The sequence below is a fragment of the Candidatus Uabimicrobium helgolandensis genome (assembly GCF_041508025.1).
In the GTDB taxonomy this organism is placed as follows: domain Bacteria; phylum Planctomycetota; class Uabimicrobiia; order Uabimicrobiales; family Uabimicrobiaceae; genus Uabimicrobium; species Uabimicrobium helgolandensis.
This window is the reverse complement of record NZ_CP165719.1, coordinates 7,378,421-7,404,775: the sequence shown is the minus strand read 5'-3', so window position 1 is coordinate 7,404,775 and position 26,355 is coordinate 7,378,421. Positions and strand designations below refer to the sequence as shown.

Annotated in this window: 16 protein-coding genes; 5 read left to right on the top strand and 11 right to left on the bottom strand. The window is 34.1% G+C overall.

The genetic code is table 11. The annotated features are described in order from the left end of the window. Positions 1–13 precede the first annotated feature (13 nt). On the top strand, positions 14–1,477 hold the full coding sequence (locus UABHE_RS27395) for a glycogen synthase (protein ID WP_372366501.1): 1,464 nt from the start codon (positions 14–16) through the stop codon (positions 1,475–1,477). A 692-nt stretch (positions 1,478–2,169) separates the two neighbouring features. On the opposite strand, the gene UABHE_RS27390 is transcribed toward UABHE_RS27395, so the two are convergent. The 11 genes from UABHE_RS27390 to UABHE_RS27340 form a co-directional block, all read right to left on the bottom strand. After that, entirely contained in the window at positions 2,170–5,217 is a 3,048-nt protein-coding gene (locus UABHE_RS27390) for a HEAT repeat domain-containing protein (protein WP_372366500.1), read from the bottom strand. A 280-nt stretch (positions 5,218–5,497) separates the two neighbouring features. Beyond that, positions 5,498–5,992 carry a hypothetical protein gene (locus UABHE_RS27385; RefSeq protein ID WP_372366499.1) on the bottom strand — a complete coding sequence of 165 codons (495 nt, stop codon included), beginning with the start codon at positions 5,990–5,992 and terminating at the stop codon, positions 5,498–5,500. A 147-nt stretch (positions 5,993–6,139) separates the two neighbouring features. After that, positions 6,140–6,595, bottom strand: coding sequence for a hypothetical protein (locus UABHE_RS27380; RefSeq protein WP_372366498.1), 456 nt, complete (start codon positions 6,593–6,595; stop codon positions 6,140–6,142). A gap of 26 nt (positions 6,596–6,621) precedes the next feature. After that, positions 6,622–7,128: a protein kinase gene (locus UABHE_RS27375; RefSeq protein ID WP_372366497.1), complete on the bottom strand. Its 507-nt coding sequence runs from the start codon at positions 7,126–7,128 to the stop codon at positions 6,622–6,624. 106 nt (positions 7,129–7,234) lie between these two features. Then, on the bottom strand, positions 7,235–8,635 hold the full coding sequence (locus UABHE_RS27370; protein WP_372366496.1) for a hypothetical protein: 1,401 nt from the start codon (positions 8,633–8,635) through the stop codon (positions 7,235–7,237). 474 nt (positions 8,636–9,109) lie between these two features. Continuing rightward, on the bottom strand, positions 9,110–10,495 hold the full coding sequence (locus UABHE_RS27365) for a protein kinase (RefSeq protein ID WP_372366495.1): 1,386 nt from the start codon (positions 10,493–10,495) through the stop codon (positions 9,110–9,112). A 9-nt stretch (positions 10,496–10,504) separates the two neighbouring features. Beyond that, a complete protein-coding gene (locus UABHE_RS27360) occupies positions 10,505–12,847 on the bottom strand; it encodes a serine/threonine-protein kinase (RefSeq protein WP_372366494.1) in 2,343 nt (780 codons plus the stop codon). A 5-nt stretch (positions 12,848–12,852) separates the two neighbouring features. Next, positions 12,853–15,516 (bottom strand): DNA polymerase I, encoded by a 2,664-nt coding sequence (gene polA, locus UABHE_RS27355; RefSeq protein ID WP_372366493.1) that lies wholly within the window; start codon positions 15,514–15,516, stop codon positions 12,853–12,855. Positions 15,517–15,522: 6 nt separating this feature from the next. Continuing rightward, positions 15,523–16,896: an exodeoxyribonuclease VII large subunit gene (gene xseA / locus UABHE_RS27350; RefSeq protein WP_372366492.1), complete on the bottom strand. Its 1,374-nt coding sequence runs from the start codon at positions 16,894–16,896 to the stop codon at positions 15,523–15,525. 9 nt (positions 16,897–16,905) lie between these two features. Beyond that, positions 16,906–18,060, bottom strand: a complete 1,155-nt coding sequence (locus UABHE_RS27345) for a peptidylprolyl isomerase (protein ID WP_372366491.1) — start codon at positions 18,058–18,060, stop codon at positions 16,906–16,908. A 1,908-nt stretch (positions 18,061–19,968) separates the two neighbouring features. Next, complete coding sequence (locus UABHE_RS27340; protein ID WP_372366490.1) at positions 19,969–21,123, bottom strand: peptidylprolyl isomerase; 1,155 nt, start codon at positions 21,121–21,123, stop codon at positions 19,969–19,971. A gap of 588 nt (positions 21,124–21,711) precedes the next feature. Between UABHE_RS27340 and UABHE_RS27335 the strand changes: the two genes are divergently transcribed. From UABHE_RS27335 to UABHE_RS27320, 4 genes are all read left to right on the top strand, one after another. Beyond that, a complete protein-coding gene (locus tag UABHE_RS27335; RefSeq protein WP_372366489.1) occupies positions 21,712–22,857 on the top strand; it encodes a leucine-rich repeat domain-containing protein in 1,146 nt (381 codons plus the stop codon). A gap of 23 nt (positions 22,858–22,880) precedes the next feature. Beyond that, complete coding sequence (ftsY, locus tag UABHE_RS27330) at positions 22,881–23,792, top strand: signal recognition particle-docking protein FtsY (RefSeq protein WP_372366488.1); 912 nt, start codon at positions 22,881–22,883, stop codon at positions 23,790–23,792. Between the two features lie 179 nt (positions 23,793–23,971). Next, complete coding sequence (locus tag UABHE_RS27325) at positions 23,972–25,285, top strand: RNA polymerase sigma factor (RefSeq protein WP_372366487.1); 1,314 nt, start codon at positions 23,972–23,974, stop codon at positions 25,283–25,285. A gap of 107 nt (positions 25,286–25,392) precedes the next feature. Further along, the gene (locus UABHE_RS27320; protein ID WP_372366486.1) at positions 25,393–26,310 is read left to right on the top strand and encodes a WD40/YVTN/BNR-like repeat-containing protein; all 918 of its coding nucleotides are present in this window, start codon (positions 25,393–25,395) and stop codon (positions 26,308–26,310) included. Positions 26,311–26,355 lie beyond the last annotated feature (45 nt).

Genomic DNA, 26,355 nt, shown 5'->3' with positions numbered 1-26,355 from the left:
TAAGGAAAAGAATATGCATATTGTAATGTTATCGTCAGAATGTTCCCCTATTGCTAAAGTTGGTGGTCTCGCAGACGTTGTTATTGGATTGAGTAAATCTTTGCAAGAACAGGGACATCAGGTTAACATCATACTCCCTAAATATGACTGTATGCAGTACGATCAAATTTTTGATTTACAAACAGTGTACTACGATTTACCGGTAATGTACCGCGGAGAGTGGCATGTAAATGATGTGATGTCTGGTGTTGTAGAAGGTATTAAATGTTATTTTATCGATGCCAAATGGTATAAGCACTTTTTTAATCGCGGTAAAATATATGGAGAGAGTGACGACATTGATCGCTTTGCATTTTTTTCCAAAGCAGCAATGGAGTTTATGTTTAAAGTTAATATAGAACCCGATATCATACATTCCCATGATTGGACCACTGCTCTAGTAAATATCTTACAACGCGAAATATATTATAAAGAAGGTATGAATAAACCGCGTTTAGTTTATACTGTTCACAATTTCGCTCACCAAGGAATCGCTCACGAATCAGTTCTTGATGATTTGGGAGTAGGTAGTTATTTGATTCCCCAAGAGTGCCGAGAAAACGACCATTCTATTTTCAACTTCATGAAAACAGCTGTTGTGTATGCTGATTACATAACAACAGTGTCTCCTAATTACGCAAATGAAGTGCAATTGACAGAAAAAGGTATGGGGCTACAGTATTTATTAAACAAATACCACCATAAATTTAGTGGTATAATCAATGGCATAGACAGCGAATATTGGAATCCAAAAGACGACAAGTATCTATCTGATCACTACGATGTTGATAGTGTAGATAAGAAATACAAAAACAAAGAAGCCCTACGCGAAAAATTTTGGCTACGCAACGAATACAAACCGATTGTAGCCGTAGTCTCGCGCTTAGTTCAGCAAAAAGGGGTGGATTTAATCAAGCACGGTATCTTTTACTCGTTATCACAAGGCGCGCAATTTGTGTTATTAGGCTCCAGTCCAAACCCTCAAATATCCCAAGAATTTGCCGAGGTAAAAGAGTTACTAAATGACAACCCTGATTGCCATTTAGAATTTGGCTTTAACGAAGCCTTGTCGCATCTAGTTTATGCGGGTGCAGATATCATACTCATTCCAAGTTTGTTTGAGCCTTGTGGACTAACACAGCTAATTGGAATGCGCTACGGAACAGTTCCCGTCGCGCGGCTGACAGGAGGTCTTGCCGATACTGTTTACGATGTTGAATACGGGCGTGCTCCAGAAGCAAAACGCAACGGTTATACATTTATCGACGCAACGAAACCAGGTGTCGAATTTGCATTAGGGCGAGCAATTCACGACTGGTTCGAGGAGCCAAAACAATTTCGCAAGTTGATTAAAAACGGTATGAAAAGCGATTTCTCGTGGGAAGCATCTGCCAAAAAATACGTGAAAATCTATAAGTATTTGCATTCTCAGATGTAGTTAGAGATGCGGCGGTCCTAAACTGTAGAGTTTATATTATTTTTGTACTAGGATAGCCATATGTTTGCCTTGGTAACTATAGTACTTATCATAATTATGTTAAACTCGTTACAGTCTCTGCACTAACATGCGCAAACTCCTCATTAGAAAACAGCGAAACTGAATCAGAGAATGTTTAGTAAGTAACCAGTCTATTGGGCGAGAGTTTGCAATTGCTATAGACTTCTCGCCCAATAGAAACTCAATAAAAAAGCTTAATTAGGGCGTGTCATCATTCAAAATATTGTGTGTTTTTTCGAGCCCGAGCCCGTTTGCGAAACTTTCACTAACAATTTATCAAAGAAGCAAAGTTTCTTTTTCCATCGCAAAAAACTAGTATTGAACCAATAAATCACTTTCTGTTGCTCTCAAAAAGTTTTCGGGCGCGGGCTCGCAAACGGGTTCGGGCTACTACTGGCGTATCATTAAATGAATCCGTTATATTTTTATCTGTATTGAATGATGACACGCCCTAATACTACAGTTGTAACTAAGTACAGTTCCTTATTTTTCGGTGTTTCTAGCTGTTTACAAATAACAGTATTTTTTGCTATTTGAGAAGAGCTATCGATAAAATAAGACCTACAGAGTGTCTAATTTTTATAGCTACCTATTTGTTATTTTAATTACAACTGTAGTACTAATAGAAAAATCTACTTCCTTTTCATCAGTATGTCTTTTGCAAATTTTCGCATATCCAAATTGGGATCTTTTTGCAAATCTTCTAATATCATCTCAATCTCTATATAATTAATTTTATTTAGTGCCAAAATCGCTTCTTTGCGAACATCTTGATACCAACCTGTATTACTATGGGCCTGAATTGCAACAGTTCCGCAAGAGGTATCTATTAATTTAGCTTTGTTTGAATAGCAGTTAATAGCTATATCTTTTAGTGCAGGAACATTGCGGCGCGTATATGCAGAAAATTGTGATAATATTTTTATGGCCCACATTCTATCGACTTCGTAGCCATCTCCTAGGTATAAATAGCGCTTGTTAATTAGTTTTTGCATTGCTGGAATCATAATCGCTGGTTTTAACTTGAGCTTTGCTAGAATTTTTAGCGCATAATATTTTCGATTACTCACTTCCGCTGCTGTTATAAATATAGCGAATAATTCTTCATTGTTTTTACGAATTGCGGCAGAGAACGCGATTTTTTTTGCTGTTTCATTAGCTAAATATGATATACCTTCGAGAATGTCTTCATCTCCATATATTTTATCTATTGCTTTAAGTGAAGAATTAAGACCAAAATGTTCTTCGGTAAAAAGTTTATTTTGCGCGTGCGAAATGTTTTTGATTTCTTTTTCAGCATTATCACAACAATAAGGAATGCTATATTTGATTTGCTGTCTAGCGACTTCTACAACAGAAGTTATTTTACTTTTATACTTCTGCGGTAATAATTGATGAAGAACAAGCCAAGGATGTTTTTTCGCGAGCTCTATTAGGAAATTTTTTGCTTGGTGGTTTTGATTTATTATATCTACGCAATCTAGAATTAAATTTTGGAGGTCTATTTTTTCTAATACTTTTGCTGCTTCAATCATAAGAATTGAATTCTTGAGCATGTTTCGTAAAGTAGCAATCGATAAAGGATTGTGTTCCATGTAGGTGAGTGCTCGTACAGCTTCTATTGGAATTTCAGAATCCAGATAGATATATTTTTGAGTGAGGTCGAGAAGTTCAGGTACCATTGATGGAATTCCATGATCTTTATGACCTATTTTGTAGAGTAGTCTTAGCATTTCTAAAATAAGATCGCGATCCGTTGTTTGTTTAATAACTGCTGTCAAAGCGGGAGTAAATTTTGTGAATCGAATATTTACAAGTTTTTCTCTTACTCGTAAAAGGCTTACTATATCGTACTGCGATTGTTCATTTGTATAGCCAAAATTGTTAACAAGTTGCTGCACCATCGTATTAGAAACGTAATTTGGGTTTTTAAAACGAAAAATCCTCGTTGCATCTTGTGCTATTTCGGAACTATGATTTACAAATATATCGCCAATCATAGTGCTTAGATATTCATCGTTGTCAAGTTTCGCCAGAGTATATGCGGCATAAAATTTTGTATACTTATTGTCGCTTTGAAGAGCTTTTTTCAGGGCTTTTTCAACAGCATTTATTAAATTATAATCCCATTGCTCATTTACAGAGGAATACTTTTCTCCGCCAAGATGAGCGAGCGCATCTACAGCATTGTTTCTTATTGTTCTGTTTTTATTGTTTAATAGTTCTATCAAAGAAGGAACTGCATGAACAGCTTTGTTTTTCAGTTTTATAAGAGGACTCGTTACCATCCATGGAACTTCAGGATCATATTTGATCTTAAGAGAGTCATTTACGGTAGAAATAATTGACAGATCAACAGGCTCAACTTCTGCTAACGCTGACCCCATTATGCCATCATTGTTTTTGCGTATTAAGGAGCGAAGTGCAAAATCATTTCCTAACCGTCCTATTTCTCTTGCTATGTCATGTCTAGGTGAATCATCTTTAAAAATAATGTGGACTAATATATTGGCTAGCATTTGTGGATTGATTTTAGAAAGAGCTTCTATTGCGGAGTTCTGGTTCCAAGAGTCTTCATGAATAATTATTGGAATTAAATGATGAATAGCACGCCTTGCTTTCGGGCCTAGTTTTGCTAATAACTGCATTGCAACTCTTTTTGTCTCTGAGGTTTCTATTTCTTTTTTGCCTTGAAGTATACGTATTAAATGAGGAATATCATTTGCATTTGGCTGCAAATCCTTTAGTATTTCTTGGGTTAAATATCGACGATCTCTTACTTGGCTCTCTAATTCCTGGAATAAAAAGCTTTTAATTTTTTTAGAGGCCATGCCAAATTTTACTATGGCATTGATTGCGGTCATTTTGTAGTAATTGTTCTCTTTTAATGAATACAAAATATCGCGTATTTTTGATTTGTCGCTTACCGTTGCCCAAAACCTTAAGTTGACCAGCATCTTCATAGCTAAAACAACAATGTCTTTTTCTTGTAACTGCTGTAAAGAAGCTATAATTCCTGGCAATACGCCTACTGCTATTTTATCTAGCAAGCGACCAGTGACCTGGCTAATTGACTCAAATTCTCCTTCGGGTATTCTGTAACCTGAGTGTATTTCGCTTTTATCAAGAAGTACAAACAATCCAGCGATCATGTTTTGCGGAGTCGCTTGTTTTGTTTGTTTTCGAATAAAATATGCTTTTAGCTCTCTAACTATATCGGACTTGGAGTATTTAGCTTCTAAGCACATATTGTATAATTCTCTAACCGCTATTTCATCAGCACTATATCGCGAATTGAATATCCTGTCTTCGAGGATAGGAATAACTGTTTTTTTTCCGATTTTTGCTGTGGTTTCAATAGCTGCTTCTTGTATATAACCACATTTATCGGACTCTATCATTTGTATCACTTTACCAAGGGCGTGTTGCGCTTTTTCACCTATTTGGCCAAGCGCAACAGTTGCTGCATATCTGATATATTGATTTTCATGTTCGAGCATTTTTGTCAAAGAAACAACAACTTCTTTTTTCGATACGTTTAAATAACCTAGAGTACGAGCTGCATTATACTGTACATGCCATTTCTCAGAAGATAAGTCTTGGATTAAGCGCCTAATATCACTTTTCTCCTCGGCAAAAATAAAATGTAATACAAATATAATCCAAATAGCTTTTTTCATATCTTATTCCTAAGTGAGTCGATGCTGGTATCGCAAACCAATATAGTTTCTGCTTTTCGAACTAAGTGGCCTGACAAAAGTAGTTACCCATTTGAATGCAGGGATTTTATTTTCTAGCGCGGCGAGACGAAGGCGCGCAGCTATAGCTGCGTAACTAAGGAGCAACAAAGCTAGGAAATAAAAGAGCAAAATGCCAATAGGTAATTACTTTTGGCGGGTCACTTAATATATAAATCAGAGAAGTAAGAGCCGCAACTTTTTAATGGTAGTAAACCTGACTCTAGTCTAAGTTTATTTCCATAAGTGGTGGTGGCATATTTGCTACTATTTTATCGTAGGCTATTTGATAATCTTGTCCATCTTTTGATAAAAGACTACCACCAATACTCACTTTTGTACCAACTAACATCAATGCAGTTTGATTATTTTCATTATGAGTAGGAGTGTGTGATAAATGATAGTCAATACTGGTTTCAAGGCATTTTAAAAATGGCAAGACTTGTTCTTCGCGAAATTCCCAAAAATCGAGAAGAAGTATTTTTTTGTTCTCAACAAGAATAGGTGTAATTCGTCCATGTAACTGATCTAAACTAAGGTAAATGGAAGTATCATTCACACCATCTTTACCAGTTTTGAACTGCATGAAGTATGTGTCGAAACCATCTTTGTAATTGGTACCGAACATACCATAAACGCGTTTATCCATATTTAAATAAGAACGAAGTGTTTGTGAGGAACCATTCCAGAAAGAGATGAGCGGTTGTGGTTTGAGCATATTTTCTCCTCTATGAATAGGATTTATGAATTGTAAAATGTTTTCTTTATATAGTATAACACGAGAATAAGAGGTTTTTGTAAGTTATTTTTTATCAATATGATGAGGTTGTTTTTGTTGGTATCTCTCTAAGAATTTGGTAATTTTCTATCGTTTATCGCGATGAGATTCATTCTTATTTTTAGGTACAAAGCGTGGGTATAGATATTTGCGAACTACATGTAAAACATCATCTGGATGAACGTTGGATACAAGCAAACGACTAATTACCAAATAAAAACCAGATAACATTATTATAAAAATTCCCGTTAATCGAAAAGCAAATGATGTTGAGAAATATAAAAATAATAAGCCGAGTAAAAAAAAAGTAGTTGTTATAATAAATATTAATTTCCTGATTTGTTGGTACTGATTTTCATATTTATAATTGTTGGCGATTATCTTGTCGTTTTCTTGCTTTGCAGATTCTTGTGATATTGGTGACTTCTCTTTTAGTAAAGGAAAATCTTTTCCACATAAATAGCAATGTCTTATTAATTTGGCTTTTGTTAACTTGAATCTTTTTTTACATCCAGGGCAATAAAGCCTCGAAGCTTTGTCCATGTACTCCCCAATCACAAGATGTTGTACTAACAAAAATAGTCTTTCCTGGTGAAAAAAGCGAAAAATAGAAGGTATATTCTCGAAGCGATCTGTTCCTTTTTGATTTTGCTAATTGTTTTAATAGTTTTAAATATATATTTCCTATATACACGCCAAATAACTCTTACTCGATATAGAACAGACACTAGATTTCTTATCATCACAAATCCAAAATCATCTAGGCTAATATTTTTTTGTAAAATATCATAAAGAGTCTGTCCTTTGCAATATTCCGTTACATAATAAATTTGATTTTCTATTTCTCCCAAGGAAATCATCTTTACAAAATAAGGTGCTTCCAGCAATATTGTTTTTTCAATAAACTGTTTCCAACGTTTTAATCCGTAATTTGTTTTAAAAACACTGTCATGGACTACTCGTACAATTACTTGTTGTTTCGTCGATTTTTCAATTGCTTTGTATACAGTGGAAAATCTTCCGCGATTTAATCTTTCGACTATTTCGTAATTTTTTATTTCGTCTACAATACGCATTAGCTCTTCTCTCTCGCTACAAATCGAGTTCTCTACAAATAAAATCAAAAAAAAAGACCCACAATATTATTGTGAGCCTTTTTTGCTACGTATTATCTACAAAAATTTAGTCTAAAGTTGGAATTGTTAGAGTGTTAGATGTTTCAACTTCTTCATCGCGTTCACTAACTAAATTGATTCTAGCGATGTTGTTCATTTGTCCATAGCGTCGTACTAAAAAGGTAAGCTTATAAGTAACTGTTTTACCTTTGTCTAGGCCAGATACGGTAGAGAATTGAACGTTTTTCCCTGAGTTAGCAAAACCAATTTTAGCGCCGTCGAAAATAACTTCCGCGTCGACAAAAACGCATTCGTCTGAGAACTCATAATTTAATTTTAAGTTTTTTACATCTTCATTTGCAACTACCTGTACTTGAGTAGTGATTTCTTTTTCAATTTCGGCAATACTTGGTGTACAAAAATGCTCAACAGCTACTTCACCAGTTACTTTTATAAATTGGGCTTCTTTTATAATTTCTTCTTTAGCACTTAAAGTTGAGACAACTACTTTACCTCTTTGTGCTTCTAAAGCACGTACAGAGAAGCTGATTTCTTTTGATGCACCTGAGCTTAAGTTATCTAATTTCCAATGTAGTTCGTTTACTGCTGCGATTAATTTTCCACCACCTAAACTTTCCGCTTTAAGGAAATCTGGCAATTTGACGGCAATACGCGCATCAACAGCGTCGCGATCTCCAGGATTTTCTACTTTGATCGTAAATTTTCCTGTTTTGCCAATTTGTATATTTTTTGGCCCTTGAATGTTTTGTTTAAGTTTTGGAGAGTGAATAACTAAATACGCTTTTCCTTTGGCTTTTTGCTCTGAGTATGTAGCGGTAATAACATCCATGCCTCCGTAAGCAGGTGCATGGTATTGAAAGCCCGAGAAATAACCTTGCTGTGCTTTTAGTGTGACTTCTGATGCGGTTAGTGGGCGTTCCTGTTCTCCGTCTATTGCGAAAACTTCTACGAAGGTTGTGCCAGCAAGAGAGAGTTCTTTTACTTCTGGTTTTACAATAAGTTCTTTTACAAATTCAGGTTCTTTTCTAACATATGCAAAACTTTGCTCGTATTTATTTCCGTCTTGGTCTGTTGCTTCTAGAATAAAAGAATTTGATCCCGTTTCTAAGTCAATACTTGTTGTAAATCCGTATACCTTTAAACTATTTTCTTCCGCAACTTGTGCAAAATTCACTTCTTTTGAGTTTATGGTCATCGCGCTGATTTCACTAGCATCAGTAACTACACCAGATACGATAATGTTTTCGGTGTTATGACCGAAAGTAGAACCATTAGCTGGTTGAATGTTATTTAGTGAAGGTGGTCTTGTGTCCACTTCTTGTATTACAATTTGTACTTTTTGTTCTTCAGTATTTGCTGATTGTCGTTGCTGGTTTTCGCAACCTAAACTAAACAGTATTATTGAAAAAAACAGTGCTAGAGCGCAGTGATTTTTGCTTATTTTCATCGTGTTGTGACGAGGTACCTAAGAGATTAGGTTTAAATAGGTGAAAATTCCCCCTCGTATCTCCCTTCTGAGAGTAAAATAGGGCGCATTGATATTTAGGTTTTGTATAATGAGAGATATTTTAGCGAGTAGCGAGGTATTTTGGATTACAAAGTAACTATGCTAGTCTCTAAAACAACCAAATTACAAGGATAATAAATGTCGACGCGGCCTAACCGTCAACTTTTTTCTTAAAGCCACTTACCCAACATAAATAGTTAGTTGCGGCTTTAAAACTTACAATAACGTCGAGAAATAGCTTGGACAGTAGAGTGAGTTTGAAATTTTTTTGAGAACGCGTCTCAGTGAGAAGAGTTCACTCGTAGATGAGTCACAACTTGTTATTCTCGTATCTAAAAATAGGGATGTCCCTAATTAACTATTAATATAACAAATTTATGGCAATGAACAAAATAAAATTCAATGGATTATCTCTTACCATGAAAACCACTTCTTTATTCTGGTTACCACGCGCAGTAAATAAAATTTATTCCATTTTGTGATAATATTGTCGTACATATTTTGATAGGAACTTTGAGTTTTTTTTTCTAGAAGTAATTGCAAACTTTTTTGACAAGTTGTACGAATGAAAGAATCTGATGCTGTACTGAGTACTTGTCTTATAGGTTCGACCGCTTCCATTGATCCTAATTTTCCCAAAGCTATAATTGTTACATTTATAAATTTTATATTGTTTTGTTCTTCGGGTGTAAGCATTATTTTAAGCAGTGGTTTCAAAGCTCTTGTGTCGCGTAATCTGCCAAGAAGAATTACTCCTCTACAGCGCTGTGCGACATTTGGCTTGTTGAGAAAAGATAATATTTTTAGAAAATATAGTTCGTCAAAAGAGAGCTGTTTAGTAATACTAAGACCAAATGAAGGATTAAATGACGATACGTTAGATAAGTGAGCTATTAGTTTTTGACGTAGTTTTTCTAGTTCTGTAGCAAGCACTGCTGAATTCGCATATCTTTTTTTACGTTCTTTGGCCAAACATTTTAGTACAATTTGCGAAATCTCCTCAGGAATACGATTATCTACCTCGTGAGGAGGAGGAGGAGTTTGCTCTTGAACTTGAACCATAAATTGTACGCCACTACCATCAAAGGGAAGTTTACCAACCAAAATATAGTAAAATGTCATTCCAAAAGAGTAGATATCAGAGTGGAATGTTAAGTCTGAACGCCCTTGGATTTGTTCTGGACTCATAAATTCGATTGTCCCAGCAATCGTCCCTGATGTAGAATTGACATCTGCATGACAAGCTAGTCCCAAATCGAGAACTTTTACTATGTCATTTACACGATTTATCATTATATTGGCAGGTTTTAAATCACGATGAATGATTCCTACAGCGTGCACCGCTTCTAAACCTCGTGCTACTTTTGCCATAATAGACACTAGTTCTATATGTGACAATGCGCGTGGAGTACCGTGAATTTCATTTGTCATTTCTTTTAGGTTTTGACCGTCAAGATGTTCCATAATTAAAAAATAGAAATGATCTAATATGAATGCATTGCTTACTTCTACAACATAAGGACTGTATATGGCTTGTAGAAAAACGGCTTCTTGCAGGAATCTCTTTTCTACTTTTTTACGTAAATCTTTTGCATTGGGAGGAATTAAGCGTTTAACAGCTACAATTTTATTATCCACTGTGTCATAAGCTTTATATACCTCACTCATACCTCCGTGACCTATTTTCTCCTGTATTTGGTAACGATCAAGGATTGTGGTACCTTCTATTTTTTTAGGTTTTACCATGCTATATAACGTGTCGAACCCTTTGAATTCATTTTTATTTATTTCATTACCCATCCCGTAGTCCTAACGTTGAAGATAATCTAAATGCTTCGTATATAACTTCAATATCACATTATTACCTTTTAAAACCTTTTGTAGACTTTTATTTGCCAAAGAAAATTCTTTGGCAAACAAGTAAAAAAAACCTATTTGTACTTTATCAATTTTGTATTTATATTTTTTCTTATTTTGCACAATGTGTTTTACTATGCTTGTTGCTGAAACTTCTTTTATTTTAATTTGTTGTCCAGATTCCATATAATCGTAAATATTATTATTGAATATGCTCCATAGATCCCAAACGTTTTTGGTTATTTCCTTTTCCGTTGTACACATTTTCCTTATATTTTTGTAGCTCTTTGCTTGTTCTAAATTTTTTATTTGTTCTTCTAAATCTTTTACAAACAAATATGCTTTCTTGTAGTATTTATCTTCCATAAACTGGTGAATTATCGCGAAGTGATTTTCCCAGAGTTTTAGTAGTTGTATTTCAGAGTCTAGCCTACTTATGTAAGCTTCGAGTTCCACTGATTTTTCTTTTTTACTAAGTAAAGAGGCCACTTTTTTTGCTAAGTCAATGTTGTTTTTTTCGTGATTTCTGATTGAAATTAACTTATTTACTGAGTTTTGTAAAGAGTCCCACTTTTTCACATGATGTTTTTTTAGATATTTGATGATGTCTTGGCTAGGAATAAAAACGTCTTTTTGCGGATTATTTATTATTAGTAAATGCCAGCGTTTTCTTTGCGCTTCTTGTAAGAAGTATAGCGAATTTTCTTTGAGTTTGCGTCGCTTTTCTAGTGTTGTCTTCCACTTCGCAACGAGGTTTTTTATTATTGTTTTCGTTTTTTTACGCGTATTATTTTTTTTCAGTAGTTGTTCAAGTGATTTTATTCCTTTTTCCAAGGAAATTGTTTTTAGGTCAACATCTTTTTTTATCTTTTTTAGCTTAGTAGTTGTAATGTTGGTGTTATTTTCTTTTGAAACTTGTTGTTTGGGTTTTTTTTGACTAACGATTTTAATGATATCGTTAAGGTTTTTTTCTTTATGTTGTTGCATTTGTTGTTGCTTGTTTTTTGCACGTTGTTTTTGGCGTCTTTTTTTGTTAATACCAGCGACTAACATGAAAAATATTACAATAATAATAATGTAACGCCATTTTTTAGATTTTTTGGGATGTACAACATAATCCTTGTCTGTGAGTGCTGCGAGATCGCCTTGTAAATCTTCGACACATTGATAGCGTTTTTCTTGATTTTCAGATACCATCTTTTGGTATATTTTGTTTAGCTTTGGCGATAAGTTATTTTGTAAGTCAGGAGATGGATTGTTAATATGTTGAGTAATTATTTCAAGTGTTGTATTTCCCAAGTAAGGAATACTTCCTTTAAGTGTATAGTAGAAAGTAATTCCAAGAGAGTATATATCACTTAGTTTAGTTGCTGATTTTCCAATACACTGTTCTGGAGACATATAATAGGGTGTACCAATAATTGCTCCACAACGGGTTAAATGATCGTTACTACCTTCTTCAGATTTAGCCAGTCCAAAATCTGTCAATTTGACTTGTTCATTACTGTTTATCATTATATTATCAGGCTTAATGTCGCGATGAATGATTTCTTTATCATGTAAATTCTTTAAGCCTTTGATACTTTCGCGCAGGTAGTAAACCGCTGTTTTTAAAGGTAATCCCTCATTTTTAGGTACTTTTTTTTGTAAAGGAACACCATCAACATATTCCATTACGATGTAGTGGTATTCTTTAAAAGTTCCTACATCATGTATTTGAACTAAATTAGGGTGATTAAGTTGCGCTGCTAATTTAGCTTCGCGTTGAAATCGTTGAACTAATTTAGGGTTATTCGCTAGATGGGGAGACAAAATTTTAATAGCCACAGGACGATTTAGACCTTTTTGTAACGCACGGTATACTTCTCCCATACCACCACTTCCTAGGCAGTATTGGATGCGATAGTGATCTAAATCAGAACCAGTGAGACTTTTCATTGAGGCTGTTGTGGAATTTTTGCGTTTAAAAAAGGGATAGCGGGTTGGAAAACTATAACTTTTTTCACAAGAACTACAAGTGGCATGTAGCACCACTTTTTCCATGCGTTTTTCGCTGTGACAGTATGGACAATGTAGAAACCCTGCTTTTAAATAAATTCCTGCTACCATTTCGTGAGTTAAGTAGTTTTTATGCACAAAAATATCGGCTGCAAATGTATCTTGATCAGTCACATCGGTCAGACATTCACTCAACATTTCTTCGGTAACGAATTTTTCATTCATTAGCAGGCGAACAAATAATCGATTGCGTTTTTCTAAATTTGAATGAGAAACAACATTTTGTTCAATTTCCATTTTGTCTACTTCGCATCTTTCCAGTTATTAGCGCTATGTGCCTCTACAGTAAGAGGAACTTTTAATGAAACTATATTTTCCATACTTTCTTTAAGTATGCTGATTATATTTTCTTGTTCTTGTTTTGGACACTCTAGCACTAATTCATCATGCACTTGTAATAATAAATTAGCTTTTAAGTTGTTAGTGTGTATATTTTGTTGCAATTTGATCATTGCTAATTTAATGATGTCTGCCGCTGTACCTTGTATGATTGTGTTTACTGCGAGTCGTTCTCCTTGTTTTTGACGCGTTTTATTTCGCGAATTTATTTCTGGAATTTGCCGTAAACGACCAAAGTAGGTGCGTACATGTCCTGCTTCTTTTGCTTTCTCTATGATTTCATCACAAAAAGTTTGTATGCGCGGCATTTTTTCAAAATAAGACGCGATGTAATTACGAGCTTCTTTTCTGGAAATATTTAATTCTTGTGCTAAACGAAAATCTCCCATTCCATAAAGAAGACCAAAGTTAATACTTTTTGCAGCACGTCTTAGTTCTGCTGGAACAGTTTCAATAGGGATATCAAAAACCTCACTTGCCGTACGTAAATGGATATCTTCACCATTTTTAAAAGCACTAACAAGTGTCTCATCTTCACAGTAGTGGGCCATAATACGAAGTTCTATTTGCGAGTAGTCGGCACTAATAAGGATTTGGTTTTCCGCTGGAATAAAAGCAGCACGGATTTCTTTTCCCATCTCTGTTCGAATGGGAATGTTTTGCAGGTTTGGGTTTGTAGAAGACAAGCGGCCTGTTGCTGCAACAACTTGATTGAAACTTGTGTGAACTCTACTTGTTTTTGGATGAACTAACTTTGGTAAAGCATCTACATAAGTAGATTTTAATTTTGTCAGTTCGCGATAATTGAGTAGTTTTGCTGGCAAAGCGTGCCCTTGATTTGCTAGTTTTTCGAGTACATCATGACCAGTACTATAAGATTTTGTTTTTGATGTCTTTTTTAACGGCGGAATTTGTAGCTTTTCGAAAAGAATGTAACCTAGTTGTTGGGTGCTTTTAATGTTAAATTCTTGCCCTGCAAGATCGTAGATTTCCTTTTCTAACGTTTCTATTTGTTTTTGCATTTTTTGCGACATATTTTTTAATAAATCGCAATCAACGCGAATACCACATTGTTCCATTTCAGATAAAACATTGAGTAATGGTAGTTCAATTTTTTCGCATACCTCTTGTACATTTTTTTCTTGTACTTGGTCGCGTAGTATTTCGTAAAGTTGCCAGCATATGTCGGCATCTTCACTGGCATATTGTTTGGCTTTTTCTAAGTCCGCTTCGGCAAAACTAATTTGTTTTTTGCCTTTACCGCAAATACTTTCGTAGGAGATTGTTTGGTATTTTAGCATTTTTTCTGCTAAATGATCTAATCCATGGCGATTTTCATTAGGCTCTAGAAGATAGGAGAGGATCATTGTGTCGAAGTAAATATTTTCACATTGCCAACCGTTGTTTATCAAAACAGAGTAGTCGTATTTTATGTTATGTGCGCCTTTTTTAATGCTTTTGTTAGCGAAAATAGGTTGCAAATATTTTGTGGCTAGTTCTTGCCAAGATTTTTGTTGATGAATGTGGGCAATGGGAACATAACAGGCGTCGTTTTTTGCCGTGCAAAATGACATACCTACAATATTGGCGTCAAGAGGTTCGAGTGAATCGGTCTCAACATCAAAAACAAAGAGCTTTTGTTGTTCTAATTTTTCGCAAAGAGCGCGTAGTTTGTTCTCATCGTCGATAATCGGGTAGTCTTGCTTACATTCTTCTAGTTCTATAGGAATTTCATTCAATAGACGCTTAAAATTTAGTTTAGCAAATAACTCTTGGCAGCGCGCATTATCGATGCCTTTGAATTTGAAACGATCTAGTGAATACTCAATGGGAACATCGCGACAAATGGTAACTAGCTCGCGCAGTAGTGGTATTTTTTCACGGCTATTTTCAAGACCTTCGCGGTATGATTTACGAGTGATTTTGTCAAGATTTTCATATATTCCATCTAGGGAGTCATATTCTGCTAGTAATTTTTTAGCTCCTTTTTCCCCAATACCTGGAATACCTGGAATATTGTCAGAACTATCTCCCCAGATTGTTAGCAAGTCGATGATTTGGTCCGGTCTACATCCAAAATGTTGCGGAATATCTTTTTCTTCAAGATATTGTGCTGTACGACCTGGATCAAAAACAACAACATCGTTACCTTTTACAAGCTGAAGCATGTCTTTGTCACCAGTGATAATAACAACTTGCACATTTTCTTTTTGCGCGTGATGTGCCAATGTACCAATGATGTCATCTGATTCGTAGCCACTTACTTCTATAAGAGGTATATTGAATGCAGAAACAACTTCTTTTACTAAAGGAATTTGTGGACGCAGATCCTCGGGAGGCTCTTGTCTATTCGCCTTGTACTCTTTGTAGATTTCATTGCGGAAAGTTGGTTCTATCGAATCAAAAGAAACGGCTATGTACTCAGGCTTTTCGTTATCTATTATTTTTTTTAGTGTGTTTGTAAAACCATATACTGCATTGTGATCAATGTGTTTTATAGCATAGTACGATCGGAAAATGTATGCGAAAGCATCTATAATAAAAAAACGTTTATATAGGCTATCCAAGTGCCGTTACTCCTTTGGTGTGGTGTTAGTTATACTCTTCGTTCCTGTTTTTTCAATGCGCGAACGAATCCAGGTATTTGCAAGTCTTGTCCACATGTGTTCACCGACATTTACATCTTCGGCATCCTGAACTATTTTTCCTCCATGGTTATAAGTTATGCTGTAGCCTCTACTTATTACAGCAAGTGGAGAAAGAGCTTCAAGGTGAGCTGCTATGTTTTTTACACGCCGCTGTTCCCACTCGCATCTTTTGGCCATTGCTCGCTCCATGCGCCCAGAAAATTCCTTAAAACGTTGCGAATAAAAATCTATTTTTTTTGTCGGCTCTTTGGCAACGAGTTGGCCATGCATTCTTGTTAATTGATGTTGTTTACGGTTGATATTTCTATCTGTCATACTTTTCATTTTTTGGAAAAGTATATGCAAACGTTGTTCTGAATAGCGAACGCGTTCCATTGGCTTTGTTAAAGCACGGTGACTACCTAGTCGCATTAATTTTGCTTTTGCCATTTCTAAACGGTTGTCCATCGCTTTTTTTAAACGATTCTCTAAATAACGCAGTTGATCTTTTAGTAGATCGAGTCGTGGTAGAACTAGTTCACCCGCTTCTGTTGGGGTTAAAGCTCTCTTGTCAGCGACAAGATCCGAAATGGTGAAGTCAACCTCGTGACCTACTGCAGAAATGATTGGGATTTTACTCTCAAAAATTGCGTAAGCCACAGGTTCTTCATTAAACGCCCACAAGTCTTCAGGACTTCCTCCTCCGCGGCCTACAATCATGACATCGATATTTAATTGCGGCTCTGAATTTACAAACCGAATGGCAGCAGCCACTTGTTGCGCAGATCCATCTCCTTGTACTCTAGCAGGAATAACATAAATTTCTACTAGAGGAAAACGGCGATCGATTACGTTTAGAATATCTTTTACCGCAGCCCCTGTAGGTGAAGTAACTACAGCAATTCGCCGCGGCAAGTAAGGTAATTTTCGTTTGCGCTCGATAGAAAAAAGACCTTCTTTTTTTAGTCGTTGTTTGAGTTTTTCAAAAGCGACTTGTAAAGCTCCTGAACCTCGTAATTCTATAGTTTGAATGATAACTTGGTATTTGCTTTGCGGTCCGTAAATTGCCATCTCAGCACTGACGAATACTTGTTGACCATTGCGAAGATTAAAATCTAAATTTTTAGCTGTATTGCGCCAAATAAGCGCACTGATTTGATTTTCTTCGTCTTTAAGTGTCAAATAAGCATGACCAGAAGAATGGGATGTGTAGCCAGAAATTTCTCCTGTGAGCCACACCCGTCCCATTTGTTCAATGCGCGCTTTGATTTTTTGAGTTAATTGTGTAACAGTGTATGCTTGCGGTGCACTTTCTGTCATTTTGTTATCCTAACGAAAATGTCTTTTTATTTTTGCATCCTCATACCATTTTTTTAAAATCTTTTCTTTTTTCATCGCAACGTAACGTTCTGTCGCTTTTTCTCTTAACTGAGCTGTTGAAAAATTCTTACCTTTTTTTATTTCTGTTATGTTAATCAAGTGATATCCAAACTCTGTTTTTATTGGTCCTTTGATGTCACCTTGTTTTGATTTATAGCCTTCTTCAATAATTTCTTTTGCAAAAAGTCCCCAGCGAGGTACATAACCTAAATCACCTTTTTTGAATTTAGTTGTTTCGTCATCAGAGTATTTCGCAGCCATGTCTCCAAAATTGCTACCACTTTTGATTTTTTTCTTTAACTTAATCATCTTTTGGTAAAGTTTCTTTTGGTTAGCAGCATTTAATTCTTTTTTAGTAATAGGATCGATAGTAAAAAATAAAATGTGGCTTAGGCGTATAATGCCTCCCGAAAGAGAAAACGAATCGCTGTTGATGATGCTTTGAATTTCTTTGGTGTTTTTATTTTGTAAAATATACTTACGCAGTAGTGCATTTACCTTGACGCGCGTTTTGAAATTTTTCATGGTTATACTGTGATGTTTAAACACATGCATACGCGCTTTGTTGTGTAGCGGTGATTTCTCTATGGCGGTCCAGATCTTTAATATTTCTTTGCGATCCTCAACAGACAATCGAAATTTTAAACTCATTGCCTTTACTTTTTGGCCGTATTTTTCGTTGAGATTTTTGTCGCTAGCAAGAATTTTAGTTAGAGAGTCAAGAAAGCTTATTGGACTACTAAGTCCCCATTTAGCATACATATTAAAAAATGGTTTTTCAGCGCGCTTAGCTTCTTTTACAAATTCTTTTGCAGTACAACTAACGTTGAGTTTTTTTAGTTTATATTTTGTTAGTTCTAGAGTAATTAATTCTTCTAACGCGGCAAAAATTACTCGTTTTTGTAAATTATCAATAACTTTACATTCTAAATCTTCATTTGGCTTGAATCTTTTGTTTAGAACTTTGTAACGATCATTGAGTAGCGAAGCAAGTTGATAACGCGATATTTGAACAGAATCAATAGAGGCAACAACTTTTGGAATATCATCAGCGCAAATAGTCGACATGAATATTATTAACGCTAAAACATACTTTTTATACATAATAAATTTCTCCTATATCCTATTTTAATTAGGATCTGTATTGTTTTTATTGTAAAATTTGCGAAGCAGAAAAGCAAACATAAAAGAGTAACTTAAGCAGGTAAATACTTTGTAACTTACTTGGACGTATAGACATTTATCTTCCTGGTAATTTGGCTTTTTTAGAGATTAGTTTTGTTATTTTTCAGTTTGTGTAGTGTAGTTTGCATCTTTAAAGTACTCGTCAATTCTCGAAATAACTTTTAGAGTATATAAAAATTTAAATGTCAATATGTTTTATTGTTGAATGTTTGCTTACTATGAAAATGATACAAAAGCACGAAAAAACAAAATGATACAAATAAAAAAATGAATAAAGGAAAAAAGTTTACAACGTTTTTGGTGTAAAAGATTTTTATCTTTTTACAATATTGTATAGGACTGTCATCACTGCAACTATGATTATATCTCTAGATTTGTATAAGAAGCAAATTGTATAACTTTCTTTTGAAATTTGTTACTTCGAAAATTTACATTCTCTGAACTTAGAAGGAAATCCTATTTGATTTTGTCCAACAGTTTCATTGTCTTAGTAATTTGCGCTTTCTTAATTTAGTAAATACATATTTTCGTGACCAAAACGTTTAAGTTCTACAAAACAATTTTCTTGGGTGCGATATTTTTAGTAATTATAACTTAAGTTGCGACCTAAAAATAACAAGAAAAAGTGAAAGCGAGAACAAAAAGGACAACTTTTAACTCAAATCCATAAGAGGTAACAGCATGAATTTTCTTTGGAAAAAAAGAAGTGATCTGACTAAAAGTAGTTTCAATCCTTTTACGGGTAACCTTTTGAATAAACTCAGTAGCTCCGGAAAAAGCCCTTTTAGAATTTTTCTTTCTCTGAGGTAAGATAGAGACATTAAGAGCTTCAGAAACAATATCTTCGAAAGAGTAATCATTGTAAGATTTATCAGCAAAAACAAAAGAGTTTTCAGGGATATCTAATTGAAATTGTTTGAGAACACAAAGTTGCCAGAAAAGTAGAGCATAGAAACTAATGCTGTTGTCATAATTTCTGAATTAGTCATTTAAACTTGAGGATCTTCTACAATCTTGAGTGCTTGTGTTATCTCATCACATATACAGAAAACAATTATAATTTCTTTTTCCATGACTTTCTCCTTCTTGTTTTTCCTACTTTAAGAGAAGAGTCGTTATAACAGTATAAAAAAACGATGTGTGCAATTCGATTTTTGAGGTTCGTGGTCGTGGATCGATATTCCATGTGCGAAAATTAGACTATTAACTTTGAAAGCATACAAATTATTCTATAGAGTAGTTTTTTGATTTTCTCTTTTTCTTTTGAGTCTATTATTTGGGCTATCTTAGCAATATCGAATACTGCACTACATTCATTTGCTGATGCTCTTCTATAGAGAAAAACCTTGCTTTCTCTTTTTTGCTAAATTTGGCATTGCCTTCTGCTATATTAACTGTAACCTGATGGCATTTTCTCCATCACATTAAATGTTTCTTTTGTATATTCTAGTGATACTTGATATACATCTAATTTTTCATGATTAAAATTCATTGCATTACCCTTACTTCGTGCCATGTGCCACGACTGCGTCTCACGAGATTCGAACTGCGCACATCGAATTTGTAAGAGTAATTATACCAGACTGTACGATAACTTTTATAGGTCGCAACTTGGGTTAATTATATATAAAATATGGAGTAAATATGGTAAACAACATCTATTGTTAAGTTAGCGAGTTATTAGAGTAGGGAAAAAAATTTGCTAGGAAGCGTTTGGTAGCGAACAATTTTCTAATGCTTTGATTTCTAAGCATTAGAGTGCGTTTTGTTTGCTGAATTTTGATTTGAATTGTATAACAGTATGCTTACGGTGCGCTTTCTGTCATCCTAACGAAAATACCTTTTTATTTTTGCATTCTCATACCATTTTTTCAAAATCTTTTCTTTTTTCATCGCAACGTAACGTTCTGCTGCTTTTTCTCTTAACTGAGCTGCCGAAAAATTCTTGCCTTTTTTTACTTCTGTTATTTTAATCAAGTGATATCCAAAGTCAGTTTTTATCGGTCCTTTAACGTCGCCTTGTTTTGATTTATAACCTTCTTCAATTATTTCTTTTGCAAAAAGCCCCCAGCGAGGTACATAACCTAAATCACCATTATTGAATTGAGTTTTTTGGTCATCAGAGTATTTCGCAGCCATGTCTCCAAAATTGCTACCACTTTTGATTTTTTTCTTTAGCTTAATCATTTTTTGGTAAAGTTTCTTTTGACTAGCAGCATTTAATTCTTTTTTAGTAATAGGATCCATATTAAAAAATAAAATGTGGCTTAAACGTATAATGCCTCCAGAAAGAGAGAAAGAATCTCTGTCGATGATTCCCTGGATTTCTTTGGTATTTTTATTTTGTAAAATATACTTACGCAGTAGTGCATTTACCTTGACGCGTTCTTTGAAGTTTCTCATCACAATGCTATGGTGTTTAAACACATATACACGCGCTTCTTTGTGTAACGATGATTTTTCTATTGCGCTCCAAATCTTTAACATTTCTTTGCGATCTTCAACAGACAATCTAAATTTTAAACTCATTGCCTTTACTTTTTTACCGTATTCTCCGTGGAGATTCTTGTCTATCATTAGAAGTTTGGTTAGAGAGTCAAGAAAGCTAATTGGACTACTAAGTCCCCATTTAGCGTACATGTTAAAAAACGGCTTTTCTGCGCGTTTAGCTTCCTTTACATATTCTTTTGGAGTACCTTTAATCCCGAGTTTTTTTAGTTTATATTTTGTTAGTTCTAGAGTAATTAATTCTTCTAACGCGGCAAATACTACTCGCTTTTGTAAATTATTAATAACTTTACATTCTAAATCTTTATTCTGCCTGAATCTTTTGTTTAGAACTTTGTAACGATCGTTGAGTAGTGAAGCAAGTTGATAACGCGATATCTGAACAGAATCAATAGAGGCAACAATTTTTGGAATATCATCAGCGCAAATAGTCGACATGAATATTATTAACGCTAAAACATACTTTTTATACATAATAAATTTCTCCTATATCCTATTTTAATTAGGATCTGTGTTGTTTTTATTGTAAAATTTGCGAAGAAGAAAAGCAAACATAAAAGAGTAACTTGAGCAGGTAAATATTTTTATGATTTACTTGGACATGTAGACATTTATCTCCTGATAATTTGGCTTTTTTAGAGATTAGCTTTGTTATTTTTCAGTTGTAGAGTGGAATTTTACACCTTTAGAGCAATTGCCGCTCCTTAAAATAACTTAGATTAGGGCGTGTCATCATTCAATACAGATAAAAATATAACGGATTCATTTAATGATACGCCAGTAGTATTGAGCCCGAGCCCGTTTGCGAGCCCGCGCCCGAAAACTTTTTGAGAGCGACAGAAAGTGATTTATTGGTTTAATACTAGTTTTTTGCGATGGAAAAAGAAACTTTGCTTCTTTGATAAATTGTTAGTGAAAGTTTCGGAAACGGGCTCGGGCTCGAAAAAACACACAATATTTTGAATGATGACACGCCCTATACAAAATCTAAATATCAATATACCTTATTGTTGGATGTTTGCTTACTACTATGAAAATGATACAAAAGTACGGAAAAACAAAATGATACATATAAAAAAACAAATAAAGGGAAAAAGTTTACAAGAAATAATGGATGACACTCAATATAACGCTTGTGTTTTTGATGTAAAAGATGAAAAAATCTCTTTACAAAATTGTGTATTTGAAAATTGTAGTTTTCGCACACCTATTTTTTTAAACCGTCTTGAAGAATGTACTTTTAAACAATGTAATTTTGTTTATCTAAAAATAAGTCAAATCAGTGATTGTGAATTTATAGATGGTTATATTGATACTCTTGAATTGATAGAATGTAGCTTCGATGGGAGAAAAAATTTTCTTTCTGCGACTATAAAAAATGTTTGCGTTTTTGACTCTACCCTTACCTCTTTGCCAAATTTTCCTCAAACAGAAACATTAAAAATCTTTAACAGTAGTAAAGATCTGATAGAAAACATTAATAGCTCGCAAACTTTAAAGTCGCTTGATATACGTAGTAATCAATTACCAAATCTTCCTGCTAATATCTCGCAATTTCAAAAACTACTATTTTTGAATGTGAGCAATAATCATATTTCTTGTTTCTCCGATTCTATTGGGAAGTTGCAAGAATTAAGTGTTATAGAAGCAGGGATTAATTTGTTACAAGAACTTCCTGAACAAATAGGGCAATTGAGTAATTTGCATATTTTATCATTATACAATAATCGAATTTTTGATTTGACGCCGTCTATAGGCTCTCTGTACAATTTGCAAAATTTTAATTTACGTTATAATACACTAGAATATCTACCGCCGCAGATAGGTAATCTTCGGCAACTTAAATTTTTAGATATTAGTGAAAATCAGATAGCTGAACTCCCGGACGAAATAGGCAAATTAGAGAATTTGCAAACTCTGTATGCTAGAGAAAATTGTTTGACTACATTACCAGGAAATATAAAAGGTTGGCATGATATTACATATCTAGATTTATATAAGAATAAAATTGTAGAGCTTCCTTTTGAAATTTGTTACCTCGAAAATTTACATTCTCTGAACTTAGAGGGAAATCCTATCGAATCTTTTCCGCAACAATTTCATTGTCTTAGTAATTTGCGCTCTCTTAATTTAGTAAATACATATTTTAGTGACCAAAACATTCAAACTCTAAAAAAACAACTTCCTGAGTGCGATATTTTTTGGTAGTCACATATAAAAATGGAGTAAACATGTTTTTTAAAAAATCAATAGATAAAATTAAAGCTGCACTTGTAAAAACTAAAAAAATCGCGGAACTATTCCAGATTGGACGCAAGATCGACGAAGCTTTCTTAGAAGATTTAGAAGAAAGACTTATTATGGCGGATGTTGGTCTAGAAACCACAAAATATTTGATTGATGTACTAAAGAGTTCTTATAAAGATAAAGAAATACAAGAGAAAGATCAAATATTGACTTTTTTAAAAGAAAACCTAAAACAACGATTAACTCAAAAAGGCAATGAGATAAAATTAAGCGAAGAAGGACCAACCGTTATTTTAGTTATTGGTGTGAACGGTAGTGGAAAAACAACATCGATTGCTAAGCTAGCGAATCATTTTGTGGGACAGGGAAAAAAAGTTTTGTTAGGAGCTGGCGATACCTTTCGAGCCGCAGCTATTGATCAATTAGAAATATGGGCTAATCGTATAGGAATCGATATTATAAAGCATAAAATGGGGGCAGATCCTGCTGCTGTAGCATTTGATACTGTTCAGGCAGCTTTAGCAAGAGACGCAGAAATTATTATCATTGATACTGCTGGGCGTTTGCATACTCAGAAAAATTTGATGAAGGAATTACAAAAAATACACGATGTGCTTCAGAAAAAAATACCAAGTGCTCCACACGAAGTGTTGTTAATTTTAGATGCAACTATTGGTCAAAATGCAATTACTCAAGCCGAATTATTTAGTGCTGCAACCCCTATTACAGGAATATTTCTTTCAAAATTAGATGGAACGGCCAAAGGTGGAGTTGTCTTAGCTATTCAGAATCAACTAGACATACCGGTAAAATTTATCGGTTTAGGTGAAAAATGCGAAGACATGGAAGCGTTTGATAGTGAACAATTTGTTGATGCTTTGTTGTCTAAAGATTAAGGTGCGTTTTTGTTCGAAAAGATGCCAGGTGGAATTTTGACTTGTTGCCATGATATAAATCCAGTTTTTCAATATATGTCTTTAATTATTTTTTGGCATCTGCAATTTTGTGCATGATTTAAATTTAGATATTCTATGTTATGCTACATCTTGTTGTATAATTTTGGAAAGTGGCTTATATGAAAACTACATCATGGACACAAGTTCTTGCTGCGCAAAGCGGAAATAAGCAGGCAATCAAACAACTTTGCGAAGATTATTGGCCAGCAGTATATTCTTTTCTTCGTTGTAGTAATTTCAGTGTAGAAGATGCTGAAGATTATGCTCAGTCGTTTTTTTTCGTTTTTTTAGAAAAAGATTGGGTACAACGTGTAGATCAACAAAAAGGACGATTTCGTACATTTCTTCTCACTTTGCTCAAACGATTTGTACAGGATCGAAAATTTTCGAAGCAGAATCAATTTGAAAAAAATTTTATTGTACCGAAAGAGTCGGCTTCTTACATCATAGAGCCAGTAAATGGAGAGTCGGCAGAAGATTATTTCCATAAAATATGGGCCGAGTCTCTTCTCGAAATGGTTCTCCACGAATTTCGTATAGAAGTTCAACGTGAAAAACAAATGGTCGAATACGAAATTCTTTGGCTTATGTTTTTTTCTGGTTCTCCGCTTTTACTTTTTGGCGACATCAAAAACCCTTCGTTATTTTTCGAACAATTACAAAGTAGTTCTTTGCCTATTTTCACCAGAAAGTTCTCTAGTCGCGCCTTAGAAATTATTCGTTCTTATAAAAAAAATACAATGCCTGCTATTGATCAACAAAAAATGATTATTGGTGAAATCAATCAAATTTTTAGCTTAGCTGCAGTTTATGACCAAACCTTTTCGTTTCAACATGCAAAAGAATATTTCTTATACCCTGTTGATATCAATAATGTTTCAACTTTTCTTGAAATACTAACGAATAATTCGATAGCTTCTTTCTTTTCTAGAGAGGTCATTCAGAAATTTAAAAAATATAGTAAATCAAGTTCACTTACCCCGACAATTCAAGAAAATCTTCTCAATGAATGTAATCAAATTCTTGGTAGAACTAGCTTTTATGAATTCCTATATCAACAATTAAAAACTATTACAAAATACCCTCATTTAGCAGAAACACAGACAAAACAGGAACAATTAATAGTAAATAGAATATTATTAGAAAGTTTGTATCCTTCTCTTATTCAACCGTGTTTTGTGCGTATTAATAAGGTTTTTTTACAGCAACACTATTGTGAAACTATAGTAAAAAATATTTATTGTTGTGCTTCCCCGTCTTATTCGCAGTTAGCAAATGCTTTAGATCTCTATAAAAGCCGAGTTGAATTTATCAAAGGTAAGGCAATACGAAGATATCGACGTCTTTTGTTAGTAGAGGTAGAACGTTATTGTGATGAAAGTATGGTAGAAGAAGAGATTCAGGAATTATTACAAATATTTACAGCAAAATAGGTTTAGAGTATTTTTTAGAAAAATGTACAAAAAAAATTTTTTTTAGGACGCTGTTGTTTATTTTTCCAATACATAAAAAACAAAACTAAACAAAACAGGAGCCTACAATGAAAAGAACTATTTTATTTGTTAATATTTGTCTATTCTTAACGACAATTGCTTTTGCTCAAAATAGATGGATTCCTATATTTGGGTATGAAAATATGGAAATACGAAGTATTGCTATGAATAAAGATGGCAAGTTTATAGCAGTGACAGAAAAAGGTATTTTGTGCGATGGAATATTCACTGAATTAATGTATGATTCTTATGAAGTTGTAATAGATAATAAAGAGTGCATTTTTGCTAGGACCAAGTATGGTGTTTTTCGTTCAGAAGATAATGGAGCTCAATGGACATTATCTATTAGTAGTCAACAAGTACCAATGCCAGCACAAATAGAAAAATGTTTTACTATAGATTCAGAGAATAAAATTTTCTTCTACTCTTATTATTTATACGAATCTATAGATCAAGGAAAAACATGGAACCAAGTAAATATTGCTCCTGTTCGAAGAATGGCAATCGACCCTAATACTAAAACTATACTTACTACGTACTGGAATACATGGTTTAAATCTGTAAATGGTGCAAAAAGTTGGAAAGAGATTGAATCTCCTGGAACAGCACAAGAAATTGATATAACTGCAAATGGAAATATTGTCTTTACCCCTAATACGTTTTATGAAAATGCGTTACATCTTTCTTCTGATAAAGGAAATACATGGGTAACAAGAAACAAGGGACTACCAAAATCACCTACGGGACAACTACCAAAAGTAAATGTAATGATAACACATAAAAATGATGTTTTTTTAGGGACAGATTACTCTGGTGTATATCAACTTGAAAATGGTAGTGAAAGTTGGAAGTATCTTAACCGAGGTTTAGCTGCAACAAAAATAAATTGTTTGCTACATTACAAGGGACATTTGTATGCAGGGACAGATAGAGGTATTTGGGAATTAAAGATGAGTGATCAATAAAATTTCCTGTTCGCATTACGGTGATCACCGCTTTTGGCTTTTTTA

Excerpts from the sequence above, each read along its gene's own strand:
- UABHE_RS27395 (WP_372366501.1), top strand. The coding sequence starts at position 14 with ATGCATATTGTAATGTTATCGTCAGAATGTTCCCCTATTGCTAAAGTT.
- UABHE_RS27390 (WP_372366500.1), bottom strand. The coding sequence starts at position 5,217 with ATGAAAAAAGCTATTTGGATTATATTTGTATTACATTTTATTTTTGCC.
- UABHE_RS27385 (WP_372366499.1), bottom strand. The coding sequence starts at position 5,992 with ATGCTCAAACCACAACCGCTCATCTCTTTCTGGAATGGTTCCTCACAA.
- UABHE_RS27380 (WP_372366498.1), bottom strand. The coding sequence starts at position 6,595 with ATGGACAAAGCTTCGAGGCTTTATTGCCCTGGATGTAAAAAAAGATTC.
- UABHE_RS27375 (WP_372366497.1), bottom strand. The coding sequence starts at position 7,128 with ATGCGTATTGTAGACGAAATAAAAAATTACGAAATAGTCGAAAGATTA.
- UABHE_RS27370 (WP_372366496.1), bottom strand. The coding sequence starts at position 8,635 with ATGAAAATAAGCAAAAATCACTGCGCTCTAGCACTGTTTTTTTCAATA.
- UABHE_RS27365 (WP_372366495.1), bottom strand. The coding sequence starts at position 10,495 with ATGGGTAATGAAATAAATAAAAATGAATTCAAAGGGTTCGACACGTTA.
- UABHE_RS27360 (WP_372366494.1), bottom strand. The coding sequence starts at position 12,847 with ATGGAAATTGAACAAAATGTTGTTTCTCATTCAAATTTAGAAAAACGC.
- xseA (WP_372366492.1), bottom strand. The coding sequence starts at position 16,896 with ATGACAGAAAGTGCACCGCAAGCATACACTGTTACACAATTAACTCAA.
- UABHE_RS27345 (WP_372366491.1), bottom strand. The coding sequence starts at position 18,060 with ATGTATAAAAAGTATGTTTTAGCGTTAATAATATTCATGTCGACTATT.
- UABHE_RS27340 (WP_372366490.1), bottom strand. The coding sequence starts at position 21,123 with ATGTATAAAAAGTATGTTTTAGCGTTAATAATATTCATGTCGACTATT.
- UABHE_RS27335 (WP_372366489.1), top strand. The coding sequence starts at position 21,712 with ATGATACATATAAAAAAACAAATAAAGGGAAAAAGTTTACAAGAAATA.
- ftsY (WP_372366488.1), top strand. The coding sequence starts at position 22,881 with ATGTTTTTTAAAAAATCAATAGATAAAATTAAAGCTGCACTTGTAAAA.
- UABHE_RS27325 (WP_372366487.1), top strand. The coding sequence starts at position 23,972 with ATGAAAACTACATCATGGACACAAGTTCTTGCTGCGCAAAGCGGAAAT.
- UABHE_RS27320 (WP_372366486.1), top strand. The coding sequence starts at position 25,393 with ATGAAAAGAACTATTTTATTTGTTAATATTTGTCTATTCTTAACGACA.